Consider the following 12,958-nt stretch of genomic DNA (forward strand, 5'->3'; position numbering starts at 1 on the left):
ACTGGGGCTCAGGTCAGGGAGAACGCTTTTTCTTCTCTGCCAGAGCTTCATAGTAGCGACGTACTTGTTCTTCATACTTGGGAAGAAATTTCTCAGTATAGACATTTAGCAGTTGCTGTCGCACAGCAGGGGGTAAATGTCCCCAGGTATCTTTGATATGCCCATTGGATTTGGTCAGACTGCCCGGGGTCACCAGCCCTTTTTCCTGGCGCTCAGAAGATTGCCGTGCTGGTCCTTGAGAGGGTTGGGGGATTTTTTTTTGTCCCATACCATCTTTCTGCTGTTGAGTTTTCTGTTTGGTATTCTGTGGTTGATCTTGTTTTGGGTTTGATTGCTGCAGAGATACTTTAGAAGCCGACTCAATCTCGTGGATTAATTTTTGAATATTTTCAACGACCTGTTGCTGAATTTTCTGAGTTTGTTGTCCGGTTTGTTGATCTTGAAGCAGTTTTCCGGCGCGCTTCATCTCTTCAATAATCAACTCGACTGGAAGTTGCTGGCCAAGGTTTAACTTTTTGAGTTCTTTTTTGGTTTTTTGATTCAGAACCGGATCTTGCTTTTCTTCATTTTTAGCAATTTTATTGTCATCAGGATTTTTCAGAGGGGGTTCGTCGGCGCATAACCAGGGCTGGGAAAGGCTGAACACCAATCCGATTGAGAACATAGAAAGGGTATGAATCACTGGCCGGTTTGTGAATGCAGTCATTAGGGGATCTCATCTATTGGTTGCGGATCATCTGAGAGAGGTTCATTAAAGCGTGCTAATAGTTCCATAGATAATTCTGCTAAAGCCGCTTGTTCCTCAGACAGATCTTTTCGTTCTTGAATTTGCTGCGGAGTCAATGTTTTTACCTGACTGATAGATTGATTAAATGATTTTGTCCTTTGCAGAATATCTTCTTGTAAAAGTTTGAGTAATTTTAACTGTGTGACTAATGAAATCTGATCATTTGGGGGGATTATATTTTCGGGAAGATCTTGAGCTGGATCAGGCTGATTTTGGTTTTGTGACTTTCTGTCATCTAAAACTTTTAACAACTCTATCAATTTTGATCTTACTATTTTTTCGGCAGTTAATGTTTCCTGGTCGGTAAGGCGTTGGCCTAATCTGTTAGTCGCCAGGTCCAATTGATCAATGATTTTTTGAAATGCTAAAGCAAATACAGGAGCCGCCTCCAAATCTAATGCCAGTGATATCGCTAAGGATTGTAGTTCTTGCTCAGTTTCGAAAAGCTGTTTCAAGGATTTTAATTGACCACGAGACCACCGCCCACGTGAAAGACGTATCTCTTCAAGGCGAATTGTTTCCTGAATCACAGCTTCTTGTCTTTTGAGTAAATTTTTGATTTCTGAATCTAATTTCTCGAGTGCTTCAAACGCCAGAGACTCTTCTATATCTTTTCTACGTGAAGCTAATTCACGTTGTGCTTGTTCCAGATCATCAAGCGACTCTTGGATTTCTGTTGTGGCATCTTGAAGATTTCCCTGTTCTAACGCATTTTCTATTCTGGAGAGCCGATTTCTGGCTCTTTGAACGGATTGCGCTTCCTGTTGTAAACTCAATCGCTTTAATTGCTGTTCGAATTGTTTTAGTTTTTGTCGCAACTCCTGTTCTTCTTTAATTAGTTTTTCTAGCTTCTCTTTCAGTTTTGTCTGATTTGATGAATTGGCTGCTTTCTGTAACTTCTGTAGCACGTTCTGTTGCTGTTGTTTCAAAAAACTCAGTTCTTGTTCAGACAGTTTTATTTTCTTTAACAACTGGTCCGGCGAAGAACCTGTGGATTGGTGATCAAAAATATCTTTCAACAATTGCATCGATTGCTGAATTTTTTGTTGATCTTGAAGTACCTGTCCCACTTGGTTTTGTTTTAGTTTTTCGGCTATTTGCTTCATCTCTTCCGGAATCGTTTTTTTTCGCAAAAAATCGATCGCTTCCTGATTTCTTAATTGTTCTTCCTGCGTGAGTGCTCCTGAATTTGAATTGATTGAATCAAGAAGATTTTTAAATGATTTGAAATTTTCAGCCTGTTGTTCCTGGCGGGACGCCAGTTTTTCAAGATCAGCTTGTTCCTGAAGCTTGAGCTTACCAAACGACTTGGTGATGGTCTTCTGTGCCAGTTGGCTGGTTTGATTCTGAATGTCTGATTGTTGCTGAATCTGTTCTTCTAATTCGGAAACAAGATCTCTTGTTTTCTGCCATCGAGAAAGTGATTTTAGAACATTATCCAACCTGCTAATTACCTGCTGCTGGCCTTTTTCTGCAATGTTTAATGCTTCGAGTGGGGCAGTGTTAGCAAATGTCTTTTGTTCGGTTTTGCCTGTTTTAGTGCTTGGCTTAGTATTATCCACATCAGACTGCTCTGAATCTCCCCGGTTCTCAGGTTGAGCATTTGAGTTTGATGATTGCTTTCGTGATGATCCGGAATCAATATTTGACTGAAGTTTTTTGCGAGCTTGTGTGATTTGTTCCTGTATTTCAGGGAAGACATTTTGATTTAATTCAGAAAGCTCAGTGTTGAGCTCCGTAAGTCGCTGACTCATCGTAGGGTCATTAATATGGTTCCACTCAAGTTCTTTCACTAGTTCCTTCGAGCGTTGTTCCAACCCGGTCCGAGGACTGAATAATTGAGAGGTAATCCGTTTCTGGTCCATTTCTACCTGTTTGATTGTATCAATTTCTTCTGACCTTGCCTTACCGACGCGCTCAAGTTGGTGTTGAACATCTTTCACTTCTGTATGCAAAAGCCGTTGATTTTTTAAGACTCGTGTCAGTTCCTCTAGCAGATGTGCATGACGATTTGCTAATTCATTCGCTTTGTACTGCGGGCTTACGAGTGTCAAGACTCTTGAAAGGCTTGTTCCAACTCGATTTACTCCAACCCGAGTCTCATTACCTGCTTGAGGCAACATCTGATAATGATCATGTGCTTCTGCTCGAAAAATAATTCGATCACCTTCCGTTAGCGACAACTTGGTAAGATCCCAGACATCGTTCAGAATCACTTGCTCACTTGAATCATTCGGACTGAATGGTAGCGGGAACGATTGACTCTCTCGATCTGTTCTTAGTGCGCGCGACAATGTTTCTTCTTTTGATGATTTTTGAAAACGAATCAGTGCGCTGGCGATTTTTAAATCATCTTGGATTGAAACCGTTAATGGTATTTGAGCTGACGGAGTCACTTGCAAGTCTGTAGCTGGTTTTTCGAGATATACTTCTGGAACGGAATCGGTGATTCCAATGATTTCATAACGTTCCGGGTTGGGAGGCCGAAACCCCTGATCGTTTTCTAATTCAAACCAATAGGAATAGGTACCTGGATCCTCAATGACGAAGTGAGCAGAAAATTCTTTCCTGTTCGGCTCTAGTTTTAGAGATACAGGTTCTTTATCTTTCACTCGTAAGCTAACAGATTTCAAAAGCTTATTAGAACGCGCTTTGAGATCGACTCGGGTTCCGATCAGAGCTTTGAAGCTACCAATACCGGCAGGTAGTTTTTCAACAGGCTCTTGTGAATAGGCAGGTGGGGTGAGGGTTACCTCTTGTAATTTCAGAGTTGTTGGAGGTACAGAAAGTAGTGTCAGCCACGGCATGGAGTGATCGTCACCTCCAATCGCGCGCAGCCTTATTGTTTTATTGGTGATCCTTAAAGAACCGGTGCCAAGTTCATGGTCTACTGCTGATTGATCTGGGACTGAGACGATTCTTAACGGTTCCGAATTTAATTTCCCACGTGGTTGTTGATTCTTGCTAACTTGATATTCGATGCGTAAATCTTCGGGAGGAGTTCCTTTGCGGTTTTCAACAAAAAATCGAAAATTCTCACCTTCTACAACCTGATATGGATTATTGGGGCCTGATTCGATAGGTACAAGATTTTCATCCAGAAATTGCAATTCGACATTTTGTGGCCAATCTGGTGCTGAAAAGGGTAGTACAAAACGATGAATGCCTAAAATCACTCGATTCGGATGCAAGATTGAAATGGAAACGACAAATAAACAGAGCAGCGCAGCGCTAATCATTATTTTTCTGATTGGTCTTGTGTCAATCAATTCCAGAAAATTGATTTGAGAGGCTTGCTGGTAGGCATCTTTAATGACTGCCTGACGAAGTTGTGACGAACCGGTAAAGTGACTCGGTTTTTCAGTATCAAATAAGACACTGCTGGAAAAGCTGTCTTTCAGACGAGGGTATTGCCGTTCAATTTTCAGAGCGAGATCAAAATCGGTGAGCGGTGTTTTTAAAGGAATTACCAAATGTTGCCAGAGAATCCAGACAACAAAGCTTCCCGCACCTAGCCCCAAGATTAATCGAATCATCGGGTCTGAAATTTTTAAGGCCCAATCGAGACTGATTACCAGGGATGCCGAAATCAATAACATGGTCAATCCCCAGCAAAGCCCATTCAGCCAGACCAGCTGATGAACCTTACGATGCAGTTGCACAAATTGTGCTCGAATGGAAGCAGACATATTATTGACTTCAGAGATAAAAATGCAGAATCAGAATTCCTATTATACTAGTCGAAAACGTTTCCTTAAAAGCCATTCTGCAGAGATTAATAGAGTGAACAGAATGAGAAATTCCCAGCGATTCCAAAGCGTGATCGGTTCTTCGTTCTCGAGAGGAACCGGATGGCCTGTTGGGATGGCAGCTGGAAGTTGGTCAGCGGCAAAGATATGATAATATTTTCCTCGCGTTTCCCTGGCGGTTTTCTGCATATCGCTTTGGTTCATGTCTCGATTTAATAATTCACGTTGTGATACTTCAACTCGAAAGTCATCGGAAGGAGGATTCCCTTGCAGGATTGGTTGAGAGACCCAGCTATGATACGATCCTTCTGCGATATTGGAATAACTGCCTTCGAAGATATGGGGAGACTTTTCTAATGGTGTTAATTTGACCGGCCGAGAGGCTTCTCCTTGTCGTTCTAGCATCACAGTCACATCTTCATCGTCTGTCGGAATTAATCGTTCATCCAGAAATTTCACACGAAACTGAACCGAGTCGCCTTGTTGATATGTATTACGGTCAAGTGTGAGTTCGACAGCCTGTTCCTGATTTAACAGTTTTGAACGACTAAGGTAGCGGATCGATTGTACCCAATAACGGGAGTAATAAAGATCACCGACAAGATCGCGCCATCTCCAAAGATCGTCGGTTGCACTGAAGATTACTTTACCAGCTCCTATACGCTGTGTGGCTATTATTGGGATCAACTGTCCGTTTTTTCCCTTCTGTGTGGGATGTGTTGCCAGTACAGACGCACCCGGCTTGACTCCATCTGCTGTATAATACCAATACAGTTCTGGTAAATTATTCCAGATTGTCTGGCTCTGCTCGGCGTTGTCTGCAAAACGAAATATTGAGGTACTGAATTGACCTTCGGTTGTTAGTTCTGGTTGAAATCCATTGACTAATAGGGCGGCCTCACTTGATTCCTTCGTTTTAGAAATCTCGATAGGCAATAGAGTTTCCAGTTTGGTATTGGCATAGGCATGAGGAGAAAAGCGGGGACCAGCGACGACTACTAGGCCTCCTCCTTTTTCGCGCACAAACTGATCGAGGTTTTCAAAAACAGCCTGACTGAAATAAGCAGGATCGGCGTCACCCAGAATGACAACATCGTATTGATAAAGATCTTCTTTTTTCACCGGGAAATAATCCAGAGCAGTGGCATCTTCGGACGAATATTCCAGATCTGATTCCTGTAAAATGCTTCGGAGTTCGATGGTTTTGTCTCTTTCCAATAAATGCTTAAGGTAGCGGTATTCATAACGAGGGACTGAATCTACCAATAACACACGAATTTTTTGATCGAGAACTGAGACCTGACCGCTTTGCTGGTTGTTATTGCGATTGACTTCTCCTTTGACTGGTTCTACTTCAAATATATATTCCAAAAGCCCTGGCTTGTTCGGAGTGAAGGTGAGATCAATCTTTTGAAATTCTTTGTTAGGGTTAATTGACAATTTTCTAGTGATCAGCGGATTTCCTGTTTTGGCGTCTTTGAGGGAAACAGAGACTGAACCGGCAGTGATACCAAAGCTTTTTACTTTGGCTGACAGATTAACCGGATCATTAACAAAGGCGACATCATCAACCAGCAAGTCGTACAATTGCAGATCTCTGACTGGCTGTTCGCTGCCAACTCCAACGGGGTAGATGGGAACGAGCTTCGATTTCGCCAATGTACCGGCACGGGACAATAGATCCATATCGCCGGTACTGGAGATTCCATCACTGAGGACAATAATCGCAGTGGGAAGCGTTCCTCGAAAATCGTTCAATACTTTTTGTACTGCGTGGAAAGGTCGTGTTTCATTCCCTATTGGTTCGAGTTGTTTGATTAATTCCTGAGCTTGTGCAGTATCCGTTTTGTCAAGCAGTCCCTGTTCTCCCAATGGAATACACTCTTCCGAAAAATGGTAAAGCTTCAATTTGTGTTTTTTTTGCAGCTCACGCAAAAATCGTGCATCTTTTTGGAGTAACATTGTTTTGACCAGACCAAGCCGATCCTTGCCTTGGACCTGCTGCTTGGCTATTGCTCTGTTCTTGGTAGAAGCGATTTGAGAGTAGTCATCTGCGAGTCCCATGCTTGCCGAGTCGTCAATTAATAAAGCGACAAAAGGTAAACCGGTTCGGTGAATGGAAAACGTGACTTTTGTGAGGAACAATAACACAAACAAAAACAATGCCAGGCGAATACTTAATAATACGGCACGCTTCTGCAGATTAAGGTGCGCTGTATCCTTCAGGTACGCGTACATCAGCAGGAAAATGATTCCCACTCCCAAAATGAAAACAACCCAATCTGGGAGCCATGTAGGCCAGGGAGTATTCCACTGGAAGCTCCACGCCGTTCCCTGTCCAGGACTCGCTGGAGGGATTTTAAAATAGGATTCTAACAGGTGTTTCAGATAATCCATGAATTTATATCAAAATTCGACAATTTGATATTCTGACTCAATTCTTCAGAACATTCAGATCTCTTCAGTTACTTATATTGTATTCAGATCTGCCAGCAATTGTTGTTTTTCATCTTCTTCCAGCTCCGATTCTGCAATTTTTTTTGCCTGTTCCAGGTATGTTGAGACCTCATCTTGTTTATTTGCGGCCGAAGTGGCTCGTGCTAATGCTTCGTAAGCATAAGCAATGTAAAAAGGGCTTAAGTGGTTCATTTGACTTACTTTGAGGCAAAGTGTGCCGTAGCTGATTGCCAGGCTGGGCTGATTAGTAATGGCATAGACTCGAGAAAGTTGCCAATAAGCAATCGAAAGGTTGATAGGAGTATGTTCCTCGAATTGTGTCCAGTGCCAATATGAGGCATGACTGGCCGAAATCATCAGTAAATTCTCTTCTGAAGTACGATCTTCTTTTTCGATATAGCTCCAAGCCTGGTTAAAACAGTCAGTGGCAAAAAAGTGATGCGCAGCTTGAACGTCAAATGCTGGTGGCTGCATGCTACATAACTCCTTAAATAGGATTGAATTTGGTTGGACCATTGTGTCGAGAGGCCATGGAAAATTGCCCTTCAGGCGGATTGGATTTCAAGGCATAATGCATTGTATCGAAGCCAGAGAAGAATTATAAGAACTTCGAAAAAATGAATAGAAGTTTGAGAACTGAGGAAACCTCTAGAAATCTTCGGCCTTATTTTGTCTATTTTCTCAGTTTTCACCAAGCAGCCGGCTTGATGCAACAGGATCTTCCTATTCGATAATGTTTATCCAGTCGAAACAAAAGTCATAACCAATGGATTCAGAACGCGTTGATTCCCGATGAAAAAGACGAAGGGTTGGAGAACAATCCAACCGAAATCAGGGCTTGTTTGGGAACATCCCTTCCAGGCTAACTCATGGGGAACTTCAGATAGACATTAAGGCGGCTATGATCCTGTCAAACGCGAGTACAAATCAACAACGCCGATCAGCAAATGAATCTCGAACGGATTCTGCCGCATTACCTGCATCTGCTCATCTCGTGGGTATCCGTGGTTCGGGAATGAAAGCGCTTGCAGAGTATCTTTCGAGTGCAGGTTGCCGTGTGACTGGGTCTGATTTAAGTCCCTCACTTCCCACAGAAAATGCCTTGCGCGAGGGGGGATATCGAGTTCATCAGGGCCATGATAAACGATTTGTTCCTGAAGGAACGAGCGTTTTAATTTACAGTCCTGCCATTGGTCTGGCAAACCCAGAACGTCGCTTTGCCCAACGGATGGGAATTCCACAGTTATCTTATTCTCAGATGCTGGGTCGTCTGATGCGGCAGAAACAAGGTGTCTGTGTGGCTGGCACACACGGGAAAAGTACTACCTCGGCTCTCACCGCATATGTGCTGCAAAATTCAGGAGTTTCTCCATCGGCGGTGATTGGAGCAGAGCTCTGTAGTAAGAACTTAAATGGCTGGGCAGGGGAAGGTTCACTTTTTGTTGCTGAGAGTTGTGAATATCAACGTAGTTTTCTGGATTTATTCCCTTATTATGCCGCCATTACAAATATTGAACCCGACCATTTTGATTATTTCAAAAATCAGGATGATATGACGTCCGCTTATGCCGAGTTTGTCTCCCGAATTCCCGTAAGAGGTCATTTATTGCTTCCAGGGAACTGCCTGGGGCTGGAAAAAATTCAGAGTTCCTGTCAGGCAAAAGTCTCCACGTTTTCTCTGGAAAGAGGTGCAGACTGGTGGGCCACAGATATTAAACAAACTGCTTTTGGCCTCAGATTTCGGCTCTTTCACCAAGGTGATTATTTTTCGGAAATCTCCCTTCAAAAAAAAGGGAAACACAATGTTTCCAATGCAATGGTCGCAGCGATTCTCTGCCATACAGCCGGTATTGCTGTTGAGGACATTCGAGAAGGGATTTATGAGTTTCCTGGTATCCATCGCCGCTTTGAACGAATGGGATCGTATAAAGGTCTGACTTTATTCGATGATTATGCTCATCACCCTACGGCAATCCAGTCTACGCTGAAAATGTTGCGACAGGAGTATCCAGATCGAAAAATCTGGTGTCTATATGAACCGCATCAAGTCTCTCGCACTCAGGCGTTAATGGAATATTATGCTCGAAGCTTTAAATCAGCAGATGAGGTTCTGATCTCCCCTGTGTATGCCGCTCGCGAAAAGCTCGAACAAGAACCCTTTGATATATCAAAAGAGCTCGTCAAACGAACTCTTCGGCATAATGATTCGACTAGATTCAGCAGTTCCCTTGACCAGATGGTCTCAACTTTAGAGACTGAGGCTCAATCTGGTGATATTATCATTACTATGGGAGCGGGCGAGATAAATCGGATTCATTATGAGCTCAATCGAAGACTTCAAAGCGATTCTTAAATGTTCTGAACCACTGGCAAAATATTCCTATTTTAAAATAGGAGGACCTGCCCAGTTTTTGCTTGAACCACGCGACGCAGATGAATTGCAGCAGGTCGTTTTGTGTTGTGTTGAAAATGAAATACCCATGCGTGTACTTGGTGGCGCATCTAATGTGCTCATCAAGGATTCTGGCGTACAGGGAGCGGTCATCAGAATCTATGGAGATGAGTTCGCCAAGGTTCAAATTGAAGGGACCACTGTGACCGCCGGGGCGGGAGTCTTGTTGTCGAACCTTGTTTCGCAAACCGTAAAAGCCGGTCTAGCTGGTATGGAGGGGTTGGTTGGCATTCCCGGAACGATCGGCGGGGCATTACACGGGAATGCTGGCGGAACTCATGGTGATATTGGCCAGTACGTTACTTCGGTGTCTGTGTTGACAGCCCGAGGAGAAAAATTTGTAAGGACTGCAGACGAATTGAGTTTCAGCTACCGTGAAAGCAGTGTGAATGAGTTAGCGATTCTAGAAGCCACTTTTGAATTAAAACAGGATGATTCCGAAGAGGTAACGAATCGGATGAAAAAGAATTGGATCATGAAGAAGTCCAATCAACCTTTGACACATCAGTCAGCGGGTTGCATCTTCAAGAATCCACGTGGTATGCATGCAGGAGCCTTAATCGAACAAGCAGGTTTGAAGGGGACTCGGATTGGTGGTGCTGAAATCAGTGATCGGCATGCAAATTATATCATCAATGATGAAAATGCGACGACAGAGAACGTACTCGATCTGATCAACTTGGCGCAGAATACCGTTTCTGAAAAGTTTGGTGTCGAGCTTGAGTTAGAAATTGAACTCTGGTAATCGGATTTTCTCATTATTTTCCGATGCAATAAACGTGATTAAATGTTCGCAGGAAGACTTGTCCTTCAGAAAAGGCGGGTGTAGAGTTGCTTTTTTCGTGAAGTTCATTCTGAGCAATTTTTTCGAGATGCTTCTGGTTAGGTTTGAAGACGTGCGTTGTGCCATTTTGATCGGTTACATAAAAATGCCCATTTACCAATACCAAAGAACCCCAGCAAGCTGCGCCTCCTGAGCGTTCCTGCCAGATGATTTCTCCGGTCTCCGGATTGAGGCATTGGAATGTGTTGGGGCCGGCATTTGCCATGTAAAGATGATCTTCGGAAATAATTCCAGAAGAAATTCGTTGAGGATTGGGCTCCTTTTGCCAGAGACGCTGTGCTGAAGTGATGTCTCCTGTTCCTCGCATGCGAAAACCGATTGCAGGTCCATTAAAGCCTCCCATCGCCACACAAATATCACTTGCAATGACCGGGGATGTATAAGCCAGGTCTCCCTTCTGGCCTCGTAAGCCGTAACAACTCCAGATAATTTTTCCCGTTTTGGGATCATAGGCATTCACACGTAATGACATACTGCAAATGATGAGCTTTTGACCGTCTATCTCTGTTACAACTGGAGTGCTCCAGGACCCCATATATTTCCGTTCTTTATTTCGCGAGCCATTCCCTTCAACTGGTTCTGTGGTTTCCCACAGGGTTTTCCCATTCTCCAGATCAATGCTTGTCATAAAGACCCGTTTTCCAGGCCCACAGTGCAGAATCACCTTTCCTTCGTGCAGAATAGGAGAGGCACCATAACCCCATATATGTTCAAACTCTCCCAGATTCCGATTCCAGAGTTCATTACCGGCGAAGTCATAACAATACAAGCCTGCAGAAGCGTGCCAGACGACAACCCGCTTTCCATCTGCAACAGGTGTTGAGCCACAATAATTGTTTGTTTTATGAGTGGGCATGACTTTATCGAAGTTTACAGTTCGAACCCAGAGTTCTCGTCCGTTAGTACGATCATAGCAATATAGACTTCGTTTGCGTCCTTTGTTTTCTGCACAGGTTACAAAGACGCGTCCGTTCGAGACGATAGGGCTGCTGTTTCCAGGAGCCGGGAGTGGTACTTTCCAGAGAATGTTTTGAGACGGACTCCATCTAATGGGGACATCCTTTTCGAGAGAGATTCCATTTCCCCGTGGCCCACGAAACGCAGGCCAGTCTTCGGCGGTGAGTTTAGTGGAACCAAGAACGAGAGAAGATGAAAAAGCCAAAAATAAAATTTGTAAGAATTGTTTCATCTTAAAGCCTTTTCAAATACGAAATTGATTCGCTTTGAACGATCCTGGTTAACTTATCACGTCATGAATGACGTGTCCGTGTACGTCGGTCAGACGCATGTCACGACCACCAAAGCGAAAGGTCGATTTTGTATGATCTAACCCCAGTAGGTGCAACATCGTAGCGTGGATATCGTGGATTTCCACACGATTTTCTACGACTTTGTAACCCCATTCGTCGGTGGCCCCATAAGTGACACCGCCTTTCACTCCCCCTCCAGCCATCCACATGGTGAAGCCGAATGGATTATGATCACGTCCATTTTTCCCTTGTGCAAAAGGTGTTCTACCAAACTCACCTCCCCAGATAACCAGTGTTGATTCCAGCAGCCCTCGTTGTTTGAGATCTTTGAGTAGTCCTGCGATGGGTTGATCAACTGCGCGGGCATTATTTTCATGATCACGTTTCAAGTTACTGTGCTGGTCCCAGCGATCACTGCTAACACTGGTGCAAGTTAATTCGACAAATCGTACTCCTCGTTCGATAAGCCTTCTCGCTAACAGGCACTCTGCGGCATAGATTTGCGTGGGTTTGTATTTTGCATTGAAGCCGTACAAGTCCAGTGTTGATTGGCTTTCTCTGGTGAACGACATTAAATCAGGAATCGCCAATTGCATTTTGTAGGCAAGTTCATAGTTAGAGATGGCTGATTCTATTTCATCATGCACACCGGATTGCAGTTGTTTAAATCTGTCGAGCTGCTGCATAAGTTTCAGTTTTTGTTGTTGGGTTTGGGCCAGTTTTTCCTGCCGTTTTACATTGGCGATGCCACTGCCACCTGGCTTGAATACGGATCCCTGAAAGCTGGCAGGCAGGAAACCACTATTAAAGCAGTCCAGTCCACCCGGCGGAATGAGGCCACCGTTAATGACAACAAAGCCAGGTAAGTTCTGACATTCACTGCCTAAGCCATAGTTGACCCACGCACCCATACTGGGACGTCCTTGTAAGCCACTACCTGTATGGAGAAAGTAGTTAGCAAAAGTGTGTTCAGGGAATTGCGAAACCACAGAACGAATCACAGCGAGGTCGTCGACACACTCACCGATATTTGGGAAGAGATCGCTGACTGGATTACCGCTTTCACCGTATGGTTTAAATTTCCAGGGGCTTTCAAGAACCTTACCCACATTATCAAATTGCGTTGCTTCGACCTTAAAAAAGTCGCTGGGACTTTTACCATTATATTTGGTCAGTAATGGTTTGGGGTCAAATGTATCGACTTGCGAAGGTCCTCCGTCCATATATAAGAAGATCACATTTTTCGCTTTGGGGGGAAAATGCGTTTTATCTGTTGCTTCTCCCGAAAACGCCCGGTCTTGCAAGAGTGCAGTCAATGCAGCTGCACCAAAACCGTTAGCGCATTGTTTCAGCATGTCACGTCGCGTAAATTGTTGTCGGAATTGACCGCAGTGCATGTTAATGACCTTCTGAGGAACA

Annotated in this window: 8 protein-coding genes; 2 read left to right on the forward strand and 6 right to left on the reverse strand. The window is 43.8% G+C overall.

Annotated features, from left to right (window positions below; translation table 11 throughout):
- Window positions 1-13: 13 nt before the first annotated feature.
- The 4 genes from V202x_RS05905 to V202x_RS05920 all read right to left on the reverse strand — a co-directional run bounded on the left by V202x_RS05905 (window position 14) and on the right by V202x_RS05920 (window position 7,467).
- Entirely contained in the window at window positions 14-706 is a 693-nt protein-coding gene (locus V202x_RS05905; protein ID WP_145172104.1) for a hypothetical protein, read from the reverse strand.
- Window positions 706-4,476 carry a hypothetical protein gene (locus tag V202x_RS05910; RefSeq protein ID WP_145172106.1) on the reverse strand — a complete coding sequence of 1,257 codons (3,771 nt, stop codon included), beginning with the start codon at window positions 4,474-4,476 and terminating at the stop codon, window positions 706-708. The genes V202x_RS05905 and V202x_RS05910 overlap by 1 nt, the downstream gene beginning before the upstream one ends.
- 42 nt (window positions 4,477-4,518) lie before the next feature.
- A complete protein-coding gene (locus V202x_RS05915) occupies window positions 4,519-6,933 on the reverse strand; it encodes a vWA domain-containing protein (protein WP_145172108.1) in 2,415 nt (804 codons plus the stop codon).
- Window positions 6,934-7,005: 72 nt separating this feature from the next.
- Window positions 7,006-7,467, reverse strand: a complete 462-nt coding sequence (locus tag V202x_RS05920) for a hypothetical protein (protein ID WP_145172110.1) — start codon at window positions 7,465-7,467, stop codon at window positions 7,006-7,008.
- Between the two features lie 427 nt (window positions 7,468-7,894).
- On the opposite strand from V202x_RS05920, the gene murC reads away from it, so the two are divergent.
- Together murC and murB are read left to right on the forward strand one after the other, a co-directional pair.
- On the forward strand, window positions 7,895-9,346 hold the full coding sequence (murC, locus tag V202x_RS05925) for a UDP-N-acetylmuramate--L-alanine ligase (RefSeq protein WP_145172112.1): 1,452 nt from the start codon (window positions 7,895-7,897) through the stop codon (window positions 9,344-9,346).
- Window positions 9,312-10,190 carry a UDP-N-acetylmuramate dehydrogenase gene (murB, locus tag V202x_RS05930; protein WP_145172115.1) on the forward strand — a complete coding sequence of 293 codons (879 nt, stop codon included), beginning with the start codon at window positions 9,312-9,314 and terminating at the stop codon, window positions 10,188-10,190. Before murC ends, murB begins: the two co-directional genes overlap by 35 nt.
- A gap of 13 nt (window positions 10,191-10,203) precedes the next feature.
- Here murB and V202x_RS05935 read toward each other — a convergent pair whose 3' ends face one another.
- Both V202x_RS05935 and V202x_RS05940 read right to left on the reverse strand, forming a co-directional pair.
- Window positions 10,204-11,478 carry a PQQ-binding-like beta-propeller repeat protein gene (locus V202x_RS05935; protein WP_145172117.1) on the reverse strand — a complete coding sequence of 425 codons (1,275 nt, stop codon included), beginning with the start codon at window positions 11,476-11,478 and terminating at the stop codon, window positions 10,204-10,206.
- Window positions 11,479-11,526: 48 nt separating this feature from the next.
- On the reverse strand, window positions 11,527-12,936 hold the full coding sequence (locus tag V202x_RS05940; protein ID WP_145172119.1) for a DUF1501 domain-containing protein: 1,410 nt from the start codon (window positions 12,934-12,936) through the stop codon (window positions 11,527-11,529).
- Window positions 12,937-12,958: the final 22 nt, after the last annotated feature.

Origin of the sequence: Gimesia aquarii (assembly GCF_007748175.1) — a bacterium.
Taxonomy (GTDB): domain Bacteria; phylum Planctomycetota; class Planctomycetia; order Planctomycetales; family Planctomycetaceae; genus Gimesia; species Gimesia aquarii_A.